General features: G+C 71.9%; 18 protein-coding genes, 1 tRNA gene and 1 pseudogene. 14 read left to right on the top strand and 6 right to left on the bottom strand.

All coding sequences use genetic code 11. From position 1 onward, the window contains the following. Positions 1-98 precede the first annotated feature (98 nt). On the top strand, positions 99-1,817 hold the full coding sequence (ptsP, locus tag RBL05_RS07175) for a phosphoenolpyruvate--protein phosphotransferase (RefSeq protein WP_308740094.1): 1,719 nt from the start codon (positions 99-101) through the stop codon (positions 1,815-1,817). 78 nt (positions 1,818-1,895) lie between these two features. Here the strand turns inward: ptsP and RBL05_RS07170 are convergent, their stop codons facing one another. From RBL05_RS07170 to RBL05_RS07155, 4 genes and pseudogenes are all read right to left on the bottom strand, one after another. Next, on the bottom strand, positions 1,896-2,168 hold the full coding sequence (locus RBL05_RS07170; RefSeq protein ID WP_010550035.1) for an HPr family phosphocarrier protein: 273 nt from the start codon (positions 2,166-2,168) through the stop codon (positions 1,896-1,898). A gap of 344 nt (positions 2,169-2,512) precedes the next feature. After that, the gene (locus tag RBL05_RS07165; protein WP_308740095.1) at positions 2,513-3,142 is read right to left on the bottom strand and encodes a TVP38/TMEM64 family protein; all 630 of its coding nucleotides are present in this window, start codon (positions 3,140-3,142) and stop codon (positions 2,513-2,515) included. A gap of 98 nt (positions 3,143-3,240) precedes the next feature. After that, positions 3,241-3,549, bottom strand: a pseudogene (locus tag RBL05_RS07160) (putative quinol monooxygenase); the annotation flags it as partial. 169 nt (positions 3,550-3,718) lie between these two features. Next, a complete protein-coding gene (locus tag RBL05_RS07155) occupies positions 3,719-4,720 on the bottom strand; it encodes a Ku protein (protein WP_308740096.1) in 1,002 nt (333 codons plus the stop codon). A 100-nt stretch (positions 4,721-4,820) separates the two neighbouring features. Between RBL05_RS07155 and RBL05_RS07150 the strand changes: the two genes are divergently transcribed. Both RBL05_RS07150 and RBL05_RS07145 read left to right on the top strand, forming a co-directional pair. Continuing rightward, positions 4,821-7,325 carry an ATP-dependent DNA ligase gene (locus tag RBL05_RS07150; RefSeq protein WP_308740097.1) on the top strand — a complete coding sequence of 835 codons (2,505 nt, stop codon included), beginning with the start codon at positions 4,821-4,823 and terminating at the stop codon, positions 7,323-7,325. Between the two features lie 494 nt (positions 7,326-7,819). After that, positions 7,820-8,023: a cold-shock protein gene (locus RBL05_RS07145; RefSeq protein ID WP_308740098.1), complete on the top strand. Its 204-nt coding sequence runs from the start codon at positions 7,820-7,822 to the stop codon at positions 8,021-8,023. A gap of 100 nt (positions 8,024-8,123) precedes the next feature. Here RBL05_RS07145 and RBL05_RS07140 read toward each other — a convergent pair whose 3' ends face one another. Then, entirely contained in the window at positions 8,124-10,448 is a 2,325-nt protein-coding gene (locus RBL05_RS07140) for a family 78 glycoside hydrolase catalytic domain (protein WP_308740099.1), read from the bottom strand. A gap of 94 nt (positions 10,449-10,542) precedes the next feature. Here RBL05_RS07140 and RBL05_RS07135 point away from each other — a divergent pair, with 94 nt between their 5' ends. The 7 genes from RBL05_RS07135 (at position 10,543) to RBL05_RS07105 (ending at position 16,982) form a co-directional block, all read left to right on the top strand. Next, positions 10,543-11,253: a M50 family metallopeptidase gene (locus RBL05_RS07135; RefSeq protein WP_308740100.1), complete on the top strand. Its 711-nt coding sequence runs from the start codon at positions 10,543-10,545 to the stop codon at positions 11,251-11,253. Positions 11,254-11,357: 104 nt separating this feature from the next. Then, positions 11,358-12,839 carry a lipase maturation factor family protein gene (locus RBL05_RS07130; RefSeq protein WP_308740101.1) on the top strand — a complete coding sequence of 494 codons (1,482 nt, stop codon included), beginning with the start codon at positions 11,358-11,360 and terminating at the stop codon, positions 12,837-12,839. Positions 12,840-12,888: 49 nt separating this feature from the next. After that, entirely contained in the window at positions 12,889-13,506 is a 618-nt protein-coding gene (locus RBL05_RS07125) for a biotin transporter BioY (RefSeq protein WP_308740102.1), read from the top strand. 87 nt (positions 13,507-13,593) lie between these two features. Beyond that, positions 13,594-14,268, top strand: coding sequence for a DUF1801 domain-containing protein (locus tag RBL05_RS07120; protein WP_308740103.1), 675 nt, complete (start codon positions 13,594-13,596; stop codon positions 14,266-14,268). A gap of 257 nt (positions 14,269-14,525) precedes the next feature. Continuing rightward, on the top strand, positions 14,526-16,262 hold the full coding sequence (locus tag RBL05_RS07115; RefSeq protein WP_308740104.1) for a potassium channel family protein: 1,737 nt from the start codon (positions 14,526-14,528) through the stop codon (positions 16,260-16,262). Positions 16,263-16,307: 45 nt separating this feature from the next. After that, complete coding sequence (locus RBL05_RS07110) at positions 16,308-16,784, top strand: peroxiredoxin (RefSeq protein ID WP_308740105.1); 477 nt, start codon at positions 16,308-16,310, stop codon at positions 16,782-16,784. Positions 16,785-16,893: 109 nt separating this feature from the next. Continuing rightward, a tRNA-Ser gene (locus RBL05_RS07105) sits at positions 16,894-16,982 on the top strand. 60 nt (positions 16,983-17,042) lie between these two features. Here the strand turns inward: RBL05_RS07105 and RBL05_RS07100 are convergent. Continuing rightward, the gene (locus tag RBL05_RS07100) at positions 17,043-17,843 is read right to left on the bottom strand and encodes a GntR family transcriptional regulator (RefSeq protein WP_308740106.1); all 801 of its coding nucleotides are present in this window, start codon (positions 17,841-17,843) and stop codon (positions 17,043-17,045) included. A gap of 265 nt (positions 17,844-18,108) precedes the next feature. On the opposite strand from RBL05_RS07100, the gene RBL05_RS07095 reads away from it, so the two are divergent. The 4 genes from RBL05_RS07095 to ehuA are packed head-to-tail and all read left to right on the top strand — an operon-like array spanning position 18,109 to position 21,334. Then, positions 18,109-19,062, top strand: coding sequence for a transporter substrate-binding domain-containing protein (locus tag RBL05_RS07095; protein ID WP_412523784.1), 954 nt, complete (start codon positions 18,109-18,111; stop codon positions 19,060-19,062). Between the two features lie 49 nt (positions 19,063-19,111). Further along, complete coding sequence (gene ehuC, locus RBL05_RS07090; RefSeq protein ID WP_308740107.1) at positions 19,112-19,888, top strand: ectoine/hydroxyectoine ABC transporter permease subunit EhuC; 777 nt, start codon at positions 19,112-19,114, stop codon at positions 19,886-19,888. Then, a complete protein-coding gene (gene ehuD / locus RBL05_RS07085) occupies positions 19,885-20,544 on the top strand; it encodes an ectoine/hydroxyectoine ABC transporter permease subunit EhuD (protein ID WP_308740108.1) in 660 nt (219 codons plus the stop codon). The genes ehuC and ehuD overlap by 4 nt, the downstream gene beginning before the upstream one ends. Then, positions 20,537-21,334 carry an ectoine/hydroxyectoine ABC transporter ATP-binding protein EhuA gene (ehuA, locus tag RBL05_RS07080; RefSeq protein ID WP_308740109.1) on the top strand — a complete coding sequence of 266 codons (798 nt, stop codon included), beginning with the start codon at positions 20,537-20,539 and terminating at the stop codon, positions 21,332-21,334. Before ehuD ends, ehuA begins: the two co-directional genes overlap by 8 nt. The last annotated feature ends 169 nt before the right edge of the window (positions 21,335-21,503 follow it).

The raw sequence follows: 21,503 nt of genomic DNA, 5'->3' as shown, positions 1-21,503 counted from the left end.
TCCCACCGCCGCGGACCTCCGGAGGTCCGCGGCGGGGTCGCGCCGCGTAGCATGTGCGCCAACCAGGAGCATCCGGCCGGATCGAGGAGACGACGACGATGGTGCAGTACACAGGTGTGGCAGTCAGCCCCGGACGGGTGATCGGCACCATCCGCACGATGGCCCCGCCGGTCGCCGAGCCCGCGGCGGATGCGACCCTGCTTGAGGGTGCCGATGCGCAGGCCGAGTCCGAGCGGATCCCCGCCGCGGCCGCCGCCGTGCAGGCCACTCTCGCCCGCCTCGCCGAGCGCGCGAACGGCGATGGGGAGAAGATCCTCGAGGCGACCGCGCAGATGGCCGCAGACCCCTCCCTCACGCAGACCGCCCAGGGGCTCGTCCTCTCCGGCGGAAAGACGCCCGAACGGGCGGTGTGGGAGGCCGGCGACCAGGTCGCCTCCATGCTCGAGAACCTCGGCGGGTACATGGCCGAGCGCGCCACCGACGTGCGCGACGTCCGCGCCCGCATCGTCGCCGAGCTGCGCGGCGAACAGGCCCCCGGCATCCCCGAGGTCGACGAGCCGTTCGTGCTCACCGCCATCGACCTCGCCCCCGCCGACACCGCCACCCTCGACCCCGCTCGGGTGCTCGCCCTGGTCACCTCCGACGGCGGGCCCCAGTCGCACACCGCGATCCTCGCCCGCCAGCTGGGCCTGCCCGCGATCGTCGCCGCGAAGGGGATCCACGAGTTCTCCGACGGCACCGAGGTGTTCATCGACGCCGGCTTCGGCACCATCACCGACGAGGTCACCGAGGAGCACCAGCGCCTCTCCCAGGCGTGGGCCGAGCTGCAGCGCAACCCCCTGACCTACGAGGGCGGGGGAGGGGTCCTCGCCGACGGGACCCGCGTGCAGCTGCTGGCCAACATCGGCGGCGCCAAGGACGCCGAGAAGGCGGCCGCCGCCCACGCCGACGGCGTGGGCCTGTTCCGCACCGAGTTCCTGTTCCTGGGCCGCGAGGACGAGCCCGGCGTGGAGGAGCAGACCGCCGCCTACGCGGAGACGTTCGCGCACTTCCCGGGCAAGAAGGTCGTGGTGCGCACGATCGACGCGGGCGCCGACAAGCCCCTGCCCTTCCTCACCGACGCCGACGAGCCCAATCCCGCCCTCGGCGTGCGCGCCTATCGCACCTCCTGGGAGAAGCGCTCGGTGCTGACCAACCAGCTCGACGCGATCGCCGCCGCCGCGAAGAGCACCGAGGCGAGGCCCTGGGTGATGGCGCCGATGATCGCGACCGTCGACGAGACCGAGGACTTCGTGGGCCTGTGCCGCGAGCGCGGCCTCGAGCCGGCCGGGATCATGGTCGAGACCCCCTCGGCCGCGATCACCGCCGACCGCCACCTCGCCGAGTCCGACTTCGCCTCGATCGGCACCAACGACCTCACCCAGTACACGATGGCCGCCGACCGCCAGCTCGGCTCCCTCGCGCACCTGAACTCGCCCTGGCAGCCCGCCGTGCTCGCGCTGGTGAAGGCCACCTGCGACGGCGCCCGCGCGGCCGGCGGCGACCCCGAGGCGTTCGGGGAGAGCGCGAACAAGCCCGTCGGCGTGTGCGGCGAGGCGGCGGGCGATCCCGGACTCGCGGTGGTGCTCGTCGGCCTCGGCGTGAACTCGCTGTCGATGACCCCGCGCTCCCTGCCCGCCGTCGCGAAGGTCCTCTCGACCGTCACCCTCGAGCAGGCCAAGGACCTCGCCGCGAAGGCGCTCGCGGCCCGCACCTCCGAGGACGCGGTGAGCCTGGTCCGCGCGAACCTGCCGATCCTGGGCGAGCTGGGGCTGTGAGAGGCTGACCGGCCCCGACGCGAGAAGGGCGCCCCACCAGCTGGTGGGGCGCCCTTCTGCATCGGGTGAGGCTCTCGCTCACTCCTCGGCGTCGAGGTCCTTCTCGAGCAGGTCCGCGAGAGCGTTGACCGACTCCTCGGCCCCCTCGCCCTCGGCGCGGAGGGTCACCTCGTCGCCGTGGCCGGCACCGAGGGTCATGAGCATCAGCATGCTCGAGGCCTGCACGGCGCTGCCGCCGGCCTTCTCGATGGTCACGGTGGCGGGCTGCTGCGCAGCGGCCTGGGCGAAGATGCCGGCGGGGCGGGCGTGGAGCCCGGAAGCGCTGGCGATCGTGACGGTGCGCTCTGCCATGGGGATGCCTTTCGATCGAGTGGTCCCGCGGCCGTGGGCTGCGGGCGAGAAGTCGGGGACGGCTCGGGCGGGGTGCTCAGTCCGTGTGACGCGAATATACCGGGGACGCGATCCGCTCGCGCACCTCGGCGTACAGGGGGTGGGACGGCTCGAGCCCGGTGATCTCCGCGGTGGCGGCGTCCGGATCGGTCCTGACGCGCGGGCCGGGCGGCTCGCTGCGGCCGGTCGGTGCCGTGCCCTCTCGCGGAACCGTGGGCCTGCTCCGTCGGGGTGCCCCGCAGTCCAGACCCGGACGGGGCCCCGGCAGCGCCCTCGGACCCGACGTCGAGCGAGGTGAGCGGGGCTCATGCGTCGTCGGTCGCCCCGGCCGTCCCCGCCGCCCCGTCCGCAGTGCGGGTGGCGCGCCAGCGCCGGTAGGAGAGCACCGTCAGCACGATCACGACCAGCCAGGAGACCGCCACCACGCTGCCGTGCAGCACGTCCGGGGAGGCGAGGAAGGCGCCGACCGCGATGAGGGAGACCTGGCCTGGCAAGCTGGCCAGCGCCGTCGCCAGCAGGAACTCACGGCTCGGGATCCCCAGGGCGCCGCTGCCGTAGTTCACCGGCCAGTAGGGGATCCCGGGCATCAGCCGCAGCGTGCACACCGCGTAGAACCCGCCGCCCTCGAGGCGCTCCTCGACGACTCCCCGGTGCGAGCCGAGCGCCCGCATCACCGTCTCGCGGCCCAGGGCACGGGCGAGCCAGTACGCGCCGAGGCAGCCGGCTGTCACCCCGATCATCGACAGGAGCGTGCCGGGACCCAGGCCGAACAGCATCCCGCCGGCGACCGCCATGATCGTCACGGGGATCGGGGTCAGCGCCACCAGGGCGTAGAGGCCGATGAAGGCCAGCGGTGCCCAGGCGCCGAAGTCGTCGATGTCCGCCCGCAGCTCGTCCAGCGAGGGCAGGCGCACGTTCAGCGCGAGCCACACCATCGCCAGCGACGCTGCGACGAGCGCGACGTTGCGCGCTATGGAGCCCCAGGGCGTGCTGTCCCGCTCCGCCCCGGGGCTCGTGCGCTCGGAGGTGCTCGGAGGGCGCCCTGCGACTCCGTCCCCGCGGGGATCGGGGTCATGCGGGTGACGGTCGCGGGGCCCTCGATGAGGTCGGCGATGTCGGCGCGGAGGATCTTCACCTGGTCGCTGTCGCCGTGGACGTCGAGGTCCTCGGCCGTCGTCCACTTCTCGATCATCGTCACGGTGCCGTCCTCGGCGTCATGGATCGCGTAGAGCTCGCAGCCCTTCTCGGTGTGGACGGCCTCGATGCCGCGGCGCATAGCCTCGGCGAGCTCCTTCTGCTTGCCGGGTTTGGGCTGGAACACGGCGGTGACGACGACGGTCATGGGAACTCCTCGGGGTGCAGGAACAGTGATCGTCCCCATGGTGCCGTGCTCGGCTGAACCGTTCCACCGCGTCCCACGCGGTCACTCAGCCGTGCTCATCGGCGGACGATGCCCGCGAGGCGCAGCCCTCGGGTGCCGGCGTGGCGCTCCTCCCGGTCACAGCGCGGCCTCACGCGGACTTCTTCGAAGCGCCTGATTTCTTCGCGGTACCGGACTTCTTGCTGCTGCTGCTGGACTTCTTGTTGCCGGACTTCTTGGTGCCGGATTTATTGCTGCCGGACTTCTTCGCGCCTCCGGATTTCTTAGTGCCGCCCGACTTCTTGGTGCCGCCGGATTTCTTGGTGGCGCGCGACGTCTCGTTGTCGCTCGCTCCTGTGTCGCCGCCGCGGCGCCTCCGCACGCTTCGCTCGAGGGCGTCCATGAGGCTGATGACCTTGCCGCCCTCCTCCGAGTCCTCCCCGGAGCTCTGTTTCCCGAAGGTCGCGTCGGTGTCGACCGTGTCGCCTTCCTCCAGCTTCGCCTCGAGCATCCGGCGCAGCTCCGCCTGGTACTCGTCCGTGAACTGCTCGGGATGGAAGTCGTCGCTGAACTGCTCGACCAGCGCGGCGGACATCTCCATCTCCTTCGCGGAGACCTTCGACCTCGAGGGCCCGAAGTCGACGTCCTTGAGATCGGTCGGCCAGCGCAGGGTCTGCAGGGCCAGCAGGTCCTCGTGCACCCGGAGCACGCCCAGGCGCGTCTTCGTCCGCAGCGTGAAGGTGACGATCGCGGTGCGCTCGGTCTCCTCGAGGGTCCTCCGCAGCAGCACGTAGGCCTTCGAGGAGCGGCCGACGGGCTCGAGGAAGTACGAGGTGCCCAGCAGGATCGGGTCCACCTGGTCCGAGGGCACGAACTGGACCACGTCGATCTCGTCGTTCTCCTCCGCCGGGAGGGCATCGAGCTCCTCGTCGGAGAGCACGACCGTCTTGTCGCCGTCCTCGTATGCCTTGTCGATGTGCTCGTAGTCGATCTCCCGCCCGCACACCTCGCAGCGCCGCTCGTAGCGGATCCGCCCGTGGTCGTCGTCGTGCACCTGGTGGAAGGAGATGTCGTGCGAACGTGTCGCCCCGTAGAGCTTCACCGGCACGTTCACGAGTCCGAAGGTGATCTCACCGCTCCATATCGCACGCATGCCCCATGACACCACGGGGCGCGGCGCGCCGCCAGGAACGATCGGTCGGCGCCGCGGCCCGGCGCGTGACGGATCCGGTGAGCGGGGGCACAGTGGGGACATGGCCACTCGAGAGCAGCAGGTGGAGATCGACGGGCGCCGGCTGAGGCTGTCGAACCTCGACAAGGTCCTCTACCCGGCCACGGGCACCACGAAGGGCGAGGTGATCGACTACTACCACCGCATCGCCCCGGTGATGGTCCCGCAGGCGACGCGTCGCCCGGCGACGCGCAAGCGCTGGGTGGACGGGGTGGGCACCGCCGAGTCGCCGGGCAAGGTGTTCTTCCGCAAGGACCTCGAGGACCACGCCCCGGACTGGATCCCCCGCGCCGACATCGAGCACAGCGACGGCGTCTCCACCTACCCGCTCGTGGACGAGGCGGCCGTCCTCGTCTGGCTCGCCCAGCTCGCCGCGCTCGAGGTCCACACGCCCCAGTGGCGCTTCGACGCGGACCTCGAGCCCGCACGTCCCGACCGGATGGTCCTGGACCTCGACCCCGGCGAGGGGACCGGGCTGGCGGAGTGCGCCCGTGTAGCGGCCTGGTGCCGTGAGATCCTCACCGACATGGGCCTCGAGAGCTTCCCGGTGACCTCCGGCTCCAAGGGCATCCACCTCTACGCGCCGCTGGACGGCAGCGCGAGCTCCGAGGAGGTCGACCAGGTCGCGCACGAGCTCGCCCGAGCTCTCGAGACCGACCACCCCGAGGAGGTGATCAGCACCCAGTCCCGTTCGAAGCGTGCCGGCAAGGTCCTCGTGGACTGGTCGCAGAACAACGGCAAGAAGACGACGGTCTGCCCCTACTCCCTGCGCGGACGCCTGCGGCCCACCGTCGCCGCCCCGCGCACGTGGGAGGAGATCGAGGACCCCGCGCTCGCGCACCTCGAGATGGCCGAGGTGCTCGAACGGGTCGAGGGCGGGGTCGACACCCTCGCGCCCCTCGGGCAGGACGAGGCGGGCGGCGCCGCGCCGGCCGGGCGGGCCCGCGACCGGCTCGAGGTGTACCGCTCGAAACGCGACCCCGAGCGCACGCCCGAGCCCGTCCCCGCCCCCGACGTCGGCAGCGCCGCCGCGCAGGAGGCGCTCGAGGATGCGGAGCCGATGTTCGTCGTCCAGGAGCATCACGCCAGCCGTCTGCACTGGGACTTCCGCCTCCAGCACGACGGCGTGCTGGTCTCCTGGGCGGTGCCCAAGGGGCCGCCGCTCGAGACGGGCGTCAACCGCCTGGCCGTGCAGACCGAGGACCATCCGCTCGAATACGGCACCTTCGAGGGCACCATCCCGAAGGACGAGTACGGCGGCGGCGACGTCACCCTCTGGGACACCGGCACGATCGAGATCGAGAAGTGGCGCGAGGGGCGCGAGGTGATCGTGGTCTGCCACGGACGGCCCGACGGCGGGCTCGGCGGCGTGCCCCGACGCTTCGCCCTCCTCCACACCGGGGGCATGGGCGGATCGCGCCGCTCCGAGGCGGCGCAGGAGAAGGCCGAGGCGAACTGGCTGCTGCACCTGATGAAGGACCAGCCCGAGGCCGACGGCGCAGAGGGACCCGGCCCCGCCCCCACGGTGACGTCGGAGGACGTCGAGATGGGCGAGCCGATCGCTCCGATGCTCGCCACCCTCGGGAGCCGGGAGGACATCCGCGAGCAGGACGAGTGGGCCTTCGAGATGAAGTGGGACGGGGTGCGTGTCATCGCGACCGTCGTGGGCGACCGGGTCCGTCTGACCAGCCGCGGCGGCAAGGACCTCACCGTCACGTTCCCCGAGCTGTCCGAGCTCGTCGACGCCGTGGCGCCGCCCCTGCGGGAGGCGGGGGAGACCGTGCTCGACGGGGAGATCGTGGCCCTCGACGGCCGTGACCGGCCCTCCTTCTCCCGGCTCCAGCAGCGGCTCGGCCTCACCCGGGAGCGCGACGTCGAGCGGGCCCGGAAGGACGTCGAGGTCCACGTCATGCTCTTCGACCTGCTCGTGCGCGGCGGTGAATCGCTGCTGCGCACCCCCTACCGGCAGCGGCGCGAGGGGCTGTTCGAGGCGGTGCACGCCACCGACCACGTCCAGCTTCCTCACGCCGACCACGGCGACGTGGACCAGGCGATCGCACTGTCGAAGGAGCTCCAGCTCGAAGGGGTGATGGCGAAGACGGAGAGCGGCGTGTACCGGCCGGGCAAGCGCACACGCACCTGGATCAAGCTGAAGAACGCCCGTCACCAGGAGGTCGTGGTGATCGGGTGGCGCCACGGCAAGGGGGAGCGGTCCGGGACGATCGGCTCCCTCCTGGTCGCCGTGCCCGACCCGAGCGGGGATCTGCACTACGCCGGCCGTGTGGGCACCGGGTTCTCCGCCCGCGACCTCGAGGAGATCGCGGGCCGGCTCCGCTCCCGCGCCCGGAAGACCCCACCGGTCGACGACGTCCCCTCCGCGGACCGGCGCGATGCGGAATGGGTCCGCGCCGACCTGGTGGGGGAGGTGCAGCATGCCGAACGCACCGAGGACGGCCGGCTGCGCCATCCGGTGTGGCGCGGATGGCGCCCGGACAAGCGGGCCGAGCAGGTGCGGTGGGAGACATGAGGGCGGGGCCCCGGGCCGATGGCGGGGTCTCCTGGATCACACCCGGGCCCCCGCAGCCCCGCCGATGACGTAGTCTTGGCGTGCACGGCGCAGGATGCCTCCCTCGGGGGCGACCGACGACGGTCGCGCATCACCGACGAGACAGGGACTCCATCACCTCCTCCGCTCTGCCCACGAACTCCTCTCCGCACCATCCCCGGTCGCTCGCGGTACTCGCCGAGCGCCCCGCCCCCTCCCGGCTCCGAGCCGATGCCGACGCCCCTGTCGCCGCGCTCGCCGGAGGGGCACCCACGGCCTCCGGGCCCCAGATCGGCCGCATCGGCGACGTCACGTCGTCGACCGCGGCTCAGGCGGCCCCCGTGGCCGCACCCGCACCCCGCCGCGACGACCACACCGGTCGCCGTGCTCCCGGGATGCTCCCATCCGCGACGGCGCCGTCGTCACGGATCTACGGGTCACGGACCGTGACTCACGACAACGAAGGAAATACCGCCATGGCTACTGGCATCGTCAGCTGGTTCAACTCCGACAAGGGCTACGGCTTCATCGCCCCCGAGGACGGCTCCGCCGATGTGTTCGCGCACTTCTCCGCGATCGTCGGCACCGGCCGTCGTGACCTCGAGGAGAACCAGCGCGTGGAGTTCGACGTCGAGCAGGGCCCCAAGGGTCTGCAGGCGACGAACATCCGCGGCATCTGAGCTTCCGCACCACCTCGACGCCCGTCGTCCCGGCACCTGCCGGGCCGGCGGGCGTCGTCGTGCCCGGTGGAGCCGCGGAGCGCCCGCGGCCGCGGCACGGTCACCAGCGGAGCAGGTGCTCTCCGGGGCCGAGCTCCTGCGGCGCCGCCGTGCCCGGCTCCTGCGGGAGGACGACCGTCGCGCGGGTGCCGTCCGGGACTGTGAGGGCGAGGACGCGGGCCTCGCGGTCGAGGTCCAGGGCGATCTCGCCGAAGTCCGTCGCGCGGGTCATCGCGATGCGGCCGACAGGGACGTCCGGGTCCGGGGCGACGACGAACTCCTCCCAGCCCTCGGCGCCGCGGCGCAGCCCGGCCACGTGCTCGTGGAGCCAGGTCACGGGCGTGCCCATGAAGTAGTGGGAGTGCGAGCGCGGCTCCTCCCACATCTCCGCGAAGGTCGAGTTGCCGGACTCGAGCCAGGCCCGCCAGCCCGGCGCTGTCGGATTCGAGAGCACCCGCCACGCGAGCGCGCCGTGGCCGTGCGCGGAGAGCACGGGCAGCAGGAAGCGGACCCCGAGGTGGCCGCAGTCGTGGTGGTCGCCGCGGGCGGTGAGGTCATCCACCAGGTGCGCCACGACCGCGTCCACCTGCTCGGGTGGGACGATGTCGAAGGCCAGGGGGAGGATGTTCGAGGTCTGGCGGTAGGTGGGCGTGCCGGGCTCCGCGGCCGTGCCCGGGTCGCGATAGAGGCCGCGGGCCGCGTCGAGGAAGACGGAGTTCACCGCCTGCTCGAGGGTCGCGGCGTCGGCGCGGAGGGCGTCGGGGGTGGGGAGGTCCGGCGCGAGAGGCTCGCCGGCCGATGTCGCGCGCTCGAGCGCATGAGCCAGGCGGCGCAGGGCGTGGGCCACCAGGAGCGTGCCCGACAGGCGCCTGTCCTCCGGGGCGGGGCCCGGGCTGCCGGGGGAGAGGTAGTCGCCGAGCACCGAGGAGATCAGTCCGTCCTCGTCCTGTCGGTCCAGCTCATGGGCGAGATACCGGGCCGCGGCCGCAGCATGTCGAGTGACGAGGTCCGTCTCCCCGTACTCGCACACCATCTCGTCCAGCAGCACCGGCAGCAGGCACGTCCATTCCGGGGCGGGGGAGACCTCCTCGTAGCCCCAGCCGGGGCTCGGGGAGATGACCGCGAGAGAGCCGTCGGCCCGCTGGCCGTCCACCTGGTCCTCCAGCCACTTGCGCAGCATCCGGCGCATGTCGAAGCCTGTCGTCATCGCCGCGAGCGACGTCAGCGCGTCCCCCGTCCAGCCGTTCTTCTCCTGGCTCGGGGTGTCGGTGGGGACGTGGTGGAGGTTGTTCGCGAGCGAGGCCCGCATCGCCGCGTCCATCGCCTCGACGTGCGCGTCCGAGCTGGTCAGCGTGCTCGCGGGGCGCAGGTCGGCATGGGCGAGGATGCCGGTGACCTGCACGCGCGCGAGGTCCCCGGGCGATGCCTCGATCTCGACGTAGCGGAAGCCCTTGTAGGAGTGGCGGGGCGCGAAGGAGCGGGCGCACTCGGGCTCCAGGCGGAGGCGGTCCTCCTGGAAGCGGTCCGTGTGCACGTGCTCGTTGCGCGCATCGACCCGGCCGTCCTCCCGCAGCTTCTCCGCATGGCGGGCGACCAGCAGCAGCGGCGGGGCGTCGGCCGGGACGTCCTCGCGCAGCGAGAAACGGCACCAGCCGGCGATCACCCGTCCCATGTCCAGCACGGTGCGGGTGGGTGAGGAGGAGACGACCGAGGGCGTGATCTCCTCCTGCTCCCGGACCGGCTCCTGGACCTGTCGGACCATCATCGGCTCAGGGACCTCGCGGCCGTGTCCGCCCCGTCGGGCGCCGCGCCGGGAGGACGCCGCCAGCACCGGCGCCCAGTCCGAGTCGTCGTAGCCGGGGAGCAGCCAGGCCTCCGGGTCCTCGACCGGGGCGAAGGTCTCGCCCTCGTACATCGAGTCGAAGGCCACCGGGCCCGGGCGGGTGCGCCAGTCCGGGCCGGTGGCGACAGCCCGGGAGGAGCCGTCGGCCAGATGCATCCGCAGATGCGCCCAGGCTCGCACCGGACCCCGCCAGGGCGCCAGGTGCCAGCGCCACTCGTTCGGGGTGGTCATCGCATGGAAGCCGCGTCCCAGCTCGATGCCCAGCACGTTCTCGCCGCGGTGCAGCAGCGCGCCCACCTCGAGCTCCCGCACCTGGATGCGCGCGCGAGGATCGGTGAGGCCGGGGTCCAGACGTGCATCGTCCACCTCGGCGCCGTTGAGCGCGGCGCGGAAGGTGCCGAGACCCGTCACCAGCAGGCGGGCCGAGACCGGCGGAGAGACCAGCGCGAAGGACAGCCGCAGCAGCGGATTCTGCGGGTCCTCGCCGGGGGCGGTGATCCAGGACGCGAGCGCGGGATCGATGCGGTGATCGCGGGGGGACATGCGATGCCACCTGCTCCTGGAGTCCTCGACAACGGGTCCCGCCAGTCTTCCACGCTCCCAGCAGCCTCCGGGGCACCGGTGCCACCATGGCCCGATGGACATCGGCGAGATCCTCGACGCGATCGGAGGGCGCCTCGCGCCCGGACCCGTCCCCGACGACGGGCCCTGGATCCTGCTCGCCCTGGCCGTCGCAGCGCTCGCCGTGGTGGTGCCGCCGCTGTGGCGGCTGCTGCGCCCCGGCGTGACGATCGTGCACGAGCTCGGCCACGCCGCCGTCGGGATCCTCATGGGCCGGCGCTTCACCGGCTTCGTCGTCTCCGCCGACATGTCCGGCCACGCCGTCACCGTCGGCCCCCGCCGCGGGATCGGCCGGATCCTCTCGACCTGGGCCGGCTATCCCGCACCCGCGGTCGTCGGCGCGCTGCTGGTGCAGATCGCGCTGCACGGCTGGGCGCGCACCGCCCTGTTCGCGGCGCTGGTCGTGCTGGTGGTCTCCCTCGTGTTCACCCGCTCCGGGCACACCGTCCTCGCCGTGCTCGCCAGCGCCGCCGGGATCGGGGCGCTGTGGTGGTGGGGCAGCCCCGCGCTCACCGCCCTGCTCACCCTCGCCGCCGGGGTGTTCCTGCTGCTGGGGGCCTGGCGCCACCTCGGCTCCGTGCTCCGCCGGGGCGGCCGGCAGGACGACCCCGGCCAGCTCGCCCAGCTCACCCCCCTCCCCGCCGCACTGTGGAACCTCAGCTTCACGCTCGTGATCGCGCTGGGCAGCTGGTGGGCGGGCGCGACACTGGTGGATCTGCTGCGCTGACGCCCGCCGAGATCTCCCTCGCCCCGGAGCGCGGCCGACGCGATGGCGCGCGCAGGCGGCGAGGGTGAGAATCGGGGAGTACCCGCGACGCGGAGGTGAGGAGCATGGACTGGACGAGCTGGATCGGCCTGCTGGACGCCCAGGACTCGTGGATCGCCCGCGAGATCGTGCAGCGGGGCGTCGCGGCGGTGTACGTCCTCGCGTTCCTCTCGACCTTCCACCAGTTCCCGGTGCTGCTGGGGGAGAAGGGGCTGCTGCCGGTGCCCGCATTCCTCGCACGGGCGGGGGACCGGGCCGGGCCCACGCTCTTCCGCCACGTCCCCTACAGCGATGCGCTGCTGCGCGGGATGTGCTTGCTGGGGATGCTGCTCGGGCTCGCCGTCGTGGTCGGGCTGCCGCAGCAGGGGCCCGCCTGGAGCATGCTCGCGGTGTTCGGGGCGATGTGGGTGATGTACCTGTCGATCGTCTCGGTGGGACAGATCTTCTACGGCTACGGCTGGGAGTCGATGCTGCTGGAGTGCGGGGCGCTCGTGGGCCTGCTCGGCTCGCACGCGGTCCCGCCGCCGCAGCTGATGATCCTGTTCCTGCTCTGGCTGCTGATCCGTCTCGAGTTCGGCGCCGGGATGATCAAGATGCGCGGGGACCGCTCCTGGCGGGACCTCACGGCGATGGACCACCACCACGAGACCCAGCCGATGCCGGGCCCGCTCAGCCGCACCGCCCACCTCATGCCCCGCTGGTGGCACCGGGCCGAGGTGCTCGGCAGCCACGCCGTGCAGCTCGGGATCATCTGGCTCGTGCTCGCCCCGCAGCCGGTCGCGTCCTTCGCCGCCTGCGCCGTGATCGCCACCCAGCTGTTCCTGGTCATGACCGGGAACTACGCCTGGTTGAACTGGCTGACGATCCTCGTGGCCTGCGCCGCGATCTCCGATGCGTTCTGGCGCTGGCTGCTCGGAGGCCCGTTCCCGGGGTGGAGCTGGTTCGGGGTGCCGCTCGGGGCCGACGGCGGCGGCGCGGGCGCGGAGGTGTCCTCGCCGCTGTGGTGGACGGCGCTGGTCGGCGCCGCGTTCGCCCTGCTCGTCGTGCTCTCCAGGAAGCCGCTCGCGAACCTGTTCTCCTCGCACCAGCGTATGAATGCGAGCTTCGACCGCTTCCACCTCGTGAACGCCTACGGCGCCTTCGGCTCGATGACCGAGCGGCGGTACGAGGTGCTCATCGAAGGGACCGAGGACGCCGCGGGGCAGGAGGCCGCGGAGGAGACCTGGCAGGCATACGAGTTCCGCGGCAAGCCCGGCGACCTGCGCCGACCTCCCCGCCAGGTCGCGCCCTATCACCTGCGACTCGACTGGCAGATGTGGTTCCTCGCGCTGCGGCCCGGCGCCGAGCCGTGGTTCGTGGCGCTGCTCGAGCGGCTCGCCGACGGGGACCCCGGGGTGCGCCGACTGCTCGCCCGCGACCCGTTCGACGGCCGAGCGCCGACGGCGCTGCGCGTGCGGTACAGCCTCTACCGCTTCGCCCGCCGCGAGGAGCGGAGCGGCGGCGCACGATGGGTCGCGACGGACCTCGGGGTGATCGCGCGGCGGTGAGTGCGTACCCTGGGACCTCGCCGTAGCTTTCCAGCCTCCGAGGAGTCCCATGTCCGCGATCGCCGTCCCGGCTCGCCGTCCCGTCCTGGCCGACGCTCTGGCCCCGCACCGCACCCTGCTGCGCGATGCCCTGCTCGTCGCCGCCGGCGCCGCGGTCGTCGCGGTCCTCGCCCAGGTCACGATCCCGCTGCCGCTCGTGCCGATCACTGGACAGACCCTCGGCGTGATCCTCGTCGGCGCGGCGCTGGGCTCCCGTCGCGGGGCGATCTCGCTGGCGACCTACATGGCCGTCGGCCTCGCCGGCGCGCCCGTCTTCGCCGAGTTCTCCGGCGGACCCGCGATGGTCCTCTCGCCGAGCTTCGGCTTCGTGCTCGGCTTCATCCCCGCCGCCTTCGTCGCCGGCTGGTTCGCCGAGCGTGCCTGGGACCGCCGCCCCGTGCTCGCCATGACCGGTTTCGTCGCCGCGAGCGTCGTGCCCTTCCTCGTCGGCTTGCCGTACCTCGCGATGATCCTCAACGCCGTCCTCGGCGCGGGCGCCGACCTCGGCGCCGTGCTCGCCGCGGGCCTGTGGCCCTTCATCCCCGGCGGCCTGGTCAAGGCCGCGCTGGCCGCGCTGCTGATCCCCGCCGCGTGGAAGGGCGTGCGCGCCCTCGACGAGCGCCGCTGATCCCCGGCGGTCCTGGCCGCCGCACCGTCCCGAGCCCCGCGGCCGACGCCTTCCCGTCGGCCGCGGGGCTCGGTCATACTCTCTGCCATGAGCGCACCGAGCACACCCATCGGCCACGTCCCCGGCGTCGGCGCCCCCGCTGCCCGCGCCCTCGCCGAGCAGGGGATCACCATCGTCGACCAGCTCGTCGGTCGGGACTGGGCGGAGCTCGCCGAGCTGCACGGGGTGGGCCCCGCCTCGGGCGGGCGGCTGCAGGCCCTGCTGCTCGAGCACGGCGAGGGGATGACGAACCCGCCCGCCCCAGCTCGGGGCCGCTCCACCGTCACCCGGGGCGCGACCGGGAAGAGCGCGAAGGACATCAAGACGCACACCACCTCGGCGGACCCGGCCGACTACGTCGACGGCCTTGAGGGCAGGCGCCGCGAGGAGGGAGCGCGGCTGCTGGAGCTCTTCGGCCGCGCCACCGGCGAGCAGGCCACGATGTGGGGTCCGAGCATGATCGGCTACGGCGAGGTGCACTATCGCTACGCCACCGGCCGGGAGGGCGACACCTTCCAGCTCGGCTTCAGTCCTCGCAAGGCCGACCTCGCCCTCTACGGCATCCAGGGCTTCCCGCGCTCCGACGAGCTGCTCGAGAAGCTCGGCAAGCACCGCCGCGGGGTGGGCTGCGTGTGGGTGAAGAAGCTGCCGGACATCGACGAGTCGGTGCTCGAGGAGCTCGTCGCCCATGCCTGGCAGAGCGGACCCGGCACCGTGTGCTGAGCCCGCAACCCTCGGGTCGGCCGACGGGGCCAGCACGATGAAGGCGATATCGTAGAACATCGCCAGGCCGAGCCGGTAGACCAGGGTGAAGGCGATCTGGTCGGCCGCGCCCCTCCGGGTGCCGGGGCGGCGCGCGGACGAGGTGAGGCTCGGCTCAGGCATCGGGAGCGGGGTCGCCCTCGGCCCGCCATGGGCCTACGATTCGAGCGGCCGCGACCGCGCGGCCGCAGGAGACCGACCGGAGAGCGAGGGCAGCCATGGGCCAGACGGCGCGCGAGCACCGACGCGCGGAGCGGCATCCGCTCGTCGGCCGACGCTCCAAGGCGGGATTCGTGATCCTCGGCGTCGGGGCGACGATGGTCATCGCCCATGCCGCGGGCTTCAAGCTGCTCATGCACCTTGAGGGCGACGAGCACTCCTGGCCGAGCGCGATCTACTGGACCATCACGACGATGTCCACGCTCGGCTACGGCGACATCACCTTCGACGACGACGCGGGGCGCCTGTTCTCCCTCTGGGTGCTGCTCAGCGGCGTGGTCTACATGCTCGTGCTGCTCCCCTTCTTCGTGATCCAGTACCTGGTCACGCCGTGGCTGGACCATCGACGCGCCACCCGCACCCCGCGCAAGGTCGCCCCGGGGGTCAGCGACCACGTGCTGCTGGTCGGCTCCGACGCCGTCACCCAGGCCTTCGCCGCCCGCGCCGAGCGCTCCGGCATCCCGGCGGTGATGCTGCTGGAGGACGCTGTGAAGGCGGGGGAGCTGCACGACCAGGGCCGGCAGGTCGTCGTCGGTCCCCTCGACTCAGCGTTCACCTATCGCAACGCGGGCGCGGCGCGGGCGCGGCTGGTGATCTCCACCCTCGACGATCACGCCAACACCAACGTCGCCTTCACGGTGCGCCAGGCCGCCGCCACCGTGCCCGTGGCCGTGACCGCCTCGAAGCCCGCCTCGGTGGACGTGCTCGACCTCGCCGGCGCCGACCACGTGCTCGAGCTCGGGCAGGTCCTCGGCCGCGAGATGGCCTCCCGCGTGCTCGGCTCCACCGGCCGCGTCCACGCGATCGGCACCATCGGCGACACGATCATCGCCGAGGCCGCGGCGCGCGGCACCGAGCTGGTGGGGAAGCTCCTCGGCGAGGCCGTCGAGATGCAGCGCTCCCGGGTGCGGATCCTCGCCGTGCTGCGCAAGGGCCGGCTGCGCGCGATGACCCCGGACCTGCGGATCACCGACGGGACCGTGCTGGTCCTGGCGGGCACCGCCGGGGACCTCGCCGAGTACGACCGCCGGTTCCAGTGCGGCGAGGACTCCGAGGAGCAGCCGGTCGTGATCCTCGGCGGCGGGCGCGTGGGCCGCGCCGCCTCCCGGGCGCTCAGCGACGGAGGCGTCCCGAACACGATCGTCGAGATCGAACCGGGCCGGGTCGAGAACTCCTACTCGGTGCTCGAGGGGACCGCGAGCTACGCCGTGGTCCACGGGGACGCCGCCGACCAGCGGATCCTGCGCCGCGCCGGCCTCGAGCACGCCTCCGCCGTGCTGGTCACCCCGCGCGACGACGACCTGAACGTCTACCTCACCCTGTTCTGCCGGCGCCTGCGGCCCGAGCTGCAGATCGTCTCCCGCGCCACCTACGAGCGCAACGTCGCCACCCTCTACCGGGCCGGGGCCGACGGGGTGCTCTCCTACGCCACCATCGGCGCCACCGACCTGTGGAACCACGCCGGCTTCAGCCACCGAGTGCTGCTGGCCGAGGGCAACGAGCTGTTCCTCGCCCCCTGCCCGGCCTCCCTCATGCGCCGCCCCCTCCGGGACGACGAGGTGCACCGCCGCACCGGCTGCGACATCGTCGCGGTGCTCGAGGCGGACGGCACCCTCGGCTACGACACCGAGTCGATCCCCGCCTCCTCCGAGGTGCAGCTGCTGCTGCTCGGGGACCGCCACGCCGAGCGGCGCTTCCGCGAGACCTATCTCGGACGCGGCCTGCGCCGTCGCTAGGCTGGGCGTCCTGCCACACAGCACCCAGCCCCCTTTCGGAGGATCATGTCGTCCGCTCCCGTCAAGCTCGCCGTCGGCGATGCCGCCCCCGCCCTCGACCTGCCCACCGCAGGCGGCGGGAGGATCACCCTCGAGGACCTCCGCGGAGCGCCGGCGCTGCTGTGGTTCTATCCCGCCGCGAACACCTCGCTGTGCACCAAGCAGGCCTGCGACCTGCGCGACAACCACCGGATGTTCCTCGACGCCGGCTACCGCGTCATCGGGATCTCGCCCGATCCGGTCCCCGAGCTCGACCGGTTCGTCGCCGAGCAGGACCTGCCCTTTACCCTCGCCTCCGACGAGTCCCACGAGGTGATGACCGCCTACGGCGCCTGGGGCGAGAAGAACATGTACGGGAAGATCGTCCAGGGCACGATCCGCTCGACCTTCGCGATCGACGAGGCGGGCGTCCTCACCTTCGTCAAGTACCGCGTGGGCACCCCGAAGCACATCGCGCTGCTGCAGGAGAAGCTCGGCCTCTGAGCCGCGGGCCGGGCGGGGGAGAGGTGTGACGCGAACCGCTCCGCCTCGCTTTGGCGCACCCCGCTCGCTCCCGTATGCTGGCTCGGCGTGCCGCGACACCGCGGCGCCAGGAGACGTGGCAGAGCGGCCGAATGCGCTCCCCTGCTAAGGGAGTAGGCGACTACAATCGCCTCGGAGGTTCAAATCCTCTCGTCTCCGCCGAAAAGGCCCCTCACCAGCGATGATCTCGCCGGGAGGGGCCCTTCTCGTGTCCGGCTCTCACAAGGCCGGCGACTCGCCCTCCAGAGTGGTCCACTCCGGCCCGTCGGACTCCAGCAGGTCCGGGTCGCGCACCAGGTCCTGCTCCTCCTCGTCCCCGCGCAGGCGCGCCGCGAGCGAGCGCAGCGACTCGCGCAGGAGCTTGCGCGCGGTGGAGGCGTCGCCCGCCTCGAGCGCGGCGACGAGCTGCTCATGGGTGTCGGTGAGGTCCGCGCGCACGCCGTAGCCGCGAGGATCGGAGAAGGTGCCCATGCGGGTGAGGATCACGATCGTGTTCATCGCCGTGACCAGGAAGCGGTTGCGGGAGATCTCCGCGAGGCGCTGATGGAGGTCGAGGTCGGCGTTGCCCGCCTCGATCACCTCGCCCGCCGCGAGCGCGCGACGGGTCCGCTCCACGCACTCCCGCAGCGGGAACAGAAGCGGGGGGATCTGCTCCTCGTCGCCGTCGGCGCGCAGCGCGGCCACGTGCTCGGCGACGTTGGTCGCCGCCTGCATCTCGATGCCGAGGCGGTAGTCGATGAAGTCCGACAGGGTGCCTGCGTCCATCGTCGTCACGAACAGGCCGCGGCCCGGGATCTGCGTGAGCAGCCCGTCGCGCACCAGGCGCTGGCACGCCTCGCGCAGCGAGGAGCGGGAGATGCCCATCTGCTTGGAGACCTGGACCTCGGGGATGGTGTCCCCGGGGCGGAGGTCGCCGACGAAGATGGCGTTGCGCAGCTCGAGCTCGGCCTGGTCGATGATCGAAGGACGGCGGATCGGCTGCATCATCGGCAGCCGGACGGAGTCCTGACGAGGGGGCATGGGTCCTCCTGTGACGGTGCGCCGCCGGTGGGCGTGCGAGGACACCATCATCCGTTCCCTCCCCGCCCCGGCGCACGCGCAGAGGGAGTCATCGCTGTCACAGTCACGGGCGCCGCGGAAGGATCACGACCCCATCACGAAAGGGCCGCAGGTCGTGGACGACTGTCGACCCACCGGTACGGTGACCAGGAATCCGATATCCAGAGATCCGATTGTCCGACACGACGAGCGTGCACGGCAAGGATCTCCCGGCGAGAGGGAAACCATGCAGATGGGCCGCACGACGCACCGCAGCACGCACGACCGACGAACCTTCTTCCGCGGCACGGGCCTGGTGCTCTCCGCCGCGGCCCTGGGCGGCGGGCTCGCCGCCTGCAGCCGCACCAGCACCGGCGGCGGCGGCGAGTCCGGCAGCGACGGCGGCGGTGGTGGGGACCTGCTCAGCCGTCTGCAGGAGGCCGGCACCATCACCGTCGGCTTCGCCGGCGAGGCGCCGTACAGCTTCGAGGAGGGCGGCGAGGTCATCGGCGCGACCGTCGCCCTGCACCGCGAGATCTTCGGCGAGCTCGGCATCGACACCGTCGAGGGCAAGCTCACCGACTGGGGCTCGCTCATCCCGGGGCTGAATGGCATGCAGTTCGATGCGGTCAGCGCGGGGATGTCGATCCTGCCCGACCGCTGCGCGCAGGCCGCCTTCAGCGAGCCCGAGTTCCAGTACACCACCGCGCTGATGGTCCCCGTGGGCAACCCCGAGGGTCTCGAGACCATGGACTCGTTCGTGGACTCGGGCCTGACCGTCGCGACGATGGCCGGGGCGGTCGAGTCCGACTACGCCGCCGCCCTCGAGCTCGACAGCATCGAGGTGGGCGGCCCGCAGGACGGCGTGGACGCGCTGAAGTCCGGCAACGCCGACGCCTTCGCCCTGACCGCCATCTCCCTGAACTACCTCGCGGACAACACCGTCGACGACGTCGAGATCACCGAGAGCTTCGTGCAGGAGATCGACGGCGTGAAGCAGGTCGGCGCCGGCGGCACCGTGTTCCGTCAGGAGGACACCTCGCTGCTGGACGCCTACAACGAGAAGCTCGCCGAGATCATCGCCGATCCCGAGCGGTACCTCTCCATCGTCGGCGAGTTCGGCTTCGGCGAGCAGGAGCTGCCACCGGAGGAGATGACCGCCGAGATCCTCTGCTCGGGCGATCTCTCCTCCCTGCAGTGAGCCTCGCGCGCCCTGACCGGGACTTCCCGACGCACGATGTGAGGTGTCGATGGACGGCGTGATCGGCTTCTTCCAGGACCTCGGGCCGAACCTGCAGATCCTGTTCGACCGCTCGCCGCAGATCCTGCAGGGCCTGCAGATCACGGTGCTCGCGACGATCCTCGGCGGCCTGCTCGCGCTGCTGATCTCGTTCGTGTTCGGCATCGCGCAGGTCGTGAAGTTCTCCGCGGTGCGCGTGGTCGCGCGCATCTTCGTGGAGTTCTTCCGCGGCACCTCGCTCGTGGTCCAGCTGTTCTGGCTCGCGTTCGTGCTGCCGCAGCTGCCCTATCCCTTCGGCTTCCAGCTCGAGCCGCTGCTCATCGGCGTGCTCGCGCTGGGGCTGAACTACGGGGCCTACGGCGCCGAGGTGGTGCGCGGATCGATCGGCTCGGTGCCCAAGGGGCAGTACGAGGCGATCAGCGCGCTGAGCCTCAGCCCCGCCCGGGGCATGTTCCGGATCGTGATCCCGCAGGCGTGGGCGCTCATGCTGCCCTCCCTGTCCAACCTCTGGATCCAGCTGCTCAAGGGCAGCGCGATCGTCGGCACCGTCTCGCTGTACGACCTCTTCTTCCAGGTCGAGCAGGTTCGTGACCGGACGGGCACCTGGTTCGCCTATCTCTTCGCGCTGCTGGCCTACTACCTGATCGCCTGGGTCATCGTGATCATCATGAACGGCCTGGAGATCCGAGCGAAGCACAAGATCGGACGCGGCCCCGCCCTCACCTCCTCCTGGCGCGCGCTCTTCCAGGCGCCCGGAGCGAACACCAAGGAAGGAGCCGTGGCATGAACCCGTCCACGTCCTGGTGGGACTGGAGCCACGCCGCCGCCGTCCTGCCCTCGCTCCTCCTCGAGGGCCTGAAGATCACGCTGATCGCGACGGTGCTCGGCACCCTCATCGCGCTCGTGCTCGGCCTGGCCGTCGCGATCATCCGCCGCACCGCCCCCACCGTGATCGCCACGCCCTTCACCTGGGTGGTGGAATTCATCCGGATGACGCCGCTGGTGGTCCAGCTCGTGTTCGCGAACCTCGTGCTCTCGCAGTACATCGACTCGACCCTCGCCATCGGCATCTGGGTGCTCGGCATCCACTACACGACCTACATGGCCGAGGTGTACCGCGCCGGCATCGACTCGGTGCCGACGGGCCAGTGGGAGGCGGCCACCGCCCTGTCCCTGCCGCGACTGCGCACCTGGCGGGCGATCGTGGTGCCGCAGGCGATCCGCAACACCCTGCCGGCGCTGGGCAACTACGCGATCTCGATGTTCAAGGAGACCCCGTTCTTCGTGGTCATCTACATCCCCGAGCTGGTGCGGGTCGCGCAGAACTACGGCTCGACCTACTTCCGCTACACCGAGGCGATCACGCTCGCGGGCCTGATCTTCCTGGCCGCCAGCTATCCCACCTCCCTCCTGATCCGGAAACTGGAGAAGAAGCTTGCCTGAGAACACTGCCGCGCCCGATCCCGGGACCGCGCCCCACATCGAGTTCCGCGACGTCCTGAAGCGGTTCGGGGACAACACCGTGCTGAAGGGCCTGGACTTCACCGTCGCCCGCGGGGAGAGGGTCACCCTCATCGGCCCCTCCGGCTCGGGCAAGACCACGATCCTGCGCCTGGTGATGACCCTCGAGGAGCTCTCCGGCGGGTACATCCACGTGGGCGGCGTGCCGCTGCAGTACGAGGAGCAGGGCGGGAAGCGGGTGCGGATCCCGGACAAGCGCCGGCGACGCACCACCACGGACATCGGGATGGTGTTCCAGCACTTCAACCTGTTCCCGAACATGACCGTGCTGGAGAACATCGTCGAGGCGCCGATCCACGTCAAGGGACTCTCGCGGGCCGACGCGGTCTCGAAGGCCGAGGGGCTGCTTGCGAAGGTGGGGATGCAGGAGAAGCGGGACATGAAGCCCTCCCAGCTCTCCGGCGGCCAGCAGCAGCGCGTCGCGATCGCCCGCGCGCTCGCGATGGACCCCGAGATCCTGCTGCTGGACGAGGTGACCTCGGCGCTGGACCCCGAGCTGGTGGGGGAGGTGCTCGGCGTGCTGAAGGACATCGCCGCGGAGACCGACATCTCGATGCTCATCGTGACCCACGAGATGCAGTTCGCCCGCGACGTCTCCGACCGCGTGATGATGTTCGACCAGGGCTCGATCGTGGAGGAGGGGCCGCCGGAGAAGATCTTCTCCGAGCCCGCGCATCAGCGCACCCGCGACTTCCTGCACGCCGTGCTCTGAACGCAGGAGACCGACGGGACGGCACGCCCGTCGGCCGCGTCCTTCCGTGCCCCGGCCGCCCTCGTCGGACGCCCCGGATCTCGCCGCGCCGGCCTGTCGGCTCGTGTCCGCCCAGTGAGGACCGGGGCGCTCCCGGCGGGAGCGCCTGTAGTCTGTGCCCGTTCGTTCC

Source organism: Brachybacterium sp. GU-2 (genome assembly GCF_030866705.2).
GTDB lineage: Bacteria > Actinomycetota > Actinomycetes > Actinomycetales > Dermabacteraceae > Brachybacterium > Brachybacterium conglomeratum.
The sequence above is the reverse complement of the archived record's forward strand: the minus strand, read 5'-3'. Positions and strand labels throughout refer to the sequence as shown.

Excerpts from the sequence above, each read along its gene's own strand:
- ptsP (WP_308740094.1), top strand. The coding sequence starts at position 99 with ATGGTGCAGTACACAGGTGTGGCAGTCAGCCCCGGACGGGTGATCGGC.
- RBL05_RS07170 (WP_010550035.1), bottom strand. The coding sequence starts at position 2,168 with ATGGCAGAGCGCACCGTCACGATCGCCAGCGCTTCCGGGCTCCACGCC.
- RBL05_RS07165 (WP_308740095.1), bottom strand. The coding sequence starts at position 3,142 with ATGGTGTGGCTCGCGCTGAACGTGCGCCTGCCCTCGCTGGACGAGCTG.
- RBL05_RS07155 (WP_308740096.1), bottom strand. The coding sequence starts at position 4,720 with ATGCGTGCGATATGGAGCGGTGAGATCACCTTCGGACTCGTGAACGTG.
- RBL05_RS07150 (WP_308740097.1), top strand. The coding sequence starts at position 4,821 with ATGGCCACTCGAGAGCAGCAGGTGGAGATCGACGGGCGCCGGCTGAGG.
- RBL05_RS07145 (WP_308740098.1), top strand. The coding sequence starts at position 7,820 with ATGGCTACTGGCATCGTCAGCTGGTTCAACTCCGACAAGGGCTACGGC.
- RBL05_RS07140 (WP_308740099.1), bottom strand. The coding sequence starts at position 10,448 with ATGTCCCCCCGCGATCACCGCATCGATCCCGCGCTCGCGTCCTGGATC.
- RBL05_RS07135 (WP_308740100.1), top strand. The coding sequence starts at position 10,543 with ATGGACATCGGCGAGATCCTCGACGCGATCGGAGGGCGCCTCGCGCCC.
- RBL05_RS07130 (WP_308740101.1), top strand. The coding sequence starts at position 11,358 with ATGGACTGGACGAGCTGGATCGGCCTGCTGGACGCCCAGGACTCGTGG.
- RBL05_RS07125 (WP_308740102.1), top strand. The coding sequence starts at position 12,889 with ATGTCCGCGATCGCCGTCCCGGCTCGCCGTCCCGTCCTGGCCGACGCT.
- RBL05_RS07120 (WP_308740103.1), top strand. The coding sequence starts at position 13,594 with ATGAGCGCACCGAGCACACCCATCGGCCACGTCCCCGGCGTCGGCGCC.
- RBL05_RS07115 (WP_308740104.1), top strand. The coding sequence starts at position 14,526 with ATGGGCCAGACGGCGCGCGAGCACCGACGCGCGGAGCGGCATCCGCTC.
- RBL05_RS07110 (WP_308740105.1), top strand. The coding sequence starts at position 16,308 with ATGTCGTCCGCTCCCGTCAAGCTCGCCGTCGGCGATGCCGCCCCCGCC.
- RBL05_RS07100 (WP_308740106.1), bottom strand. The coding sequence starts at position 17,843 with ATGCCCCCTCGTCAGGACTCCGTCCGGCTGCCGATGATGCAGCCGATC.
- RBL05_RS07095 (WP_412523784.1), top strand. The coding sequence starts at position 18,109 with ATGCAGATGGGCCGCACGACGCACCGCAGCACGCACGACCGACGAACC.
- ehuC (WP_308740107.1), top strand. The coding sequence starts at position 19,112 with ATGGACGGCGTGATCGGCTTCTTCCAGGACCTCGGGCCGAACCTGCAG.
- ehuD (WP_308740108.1), top strand. The coding sequence starts at position 19,885 with ATGAACCCGTCCACGTCCTGGTGGGACTGGAGCCACGCCGCCGCCGTC.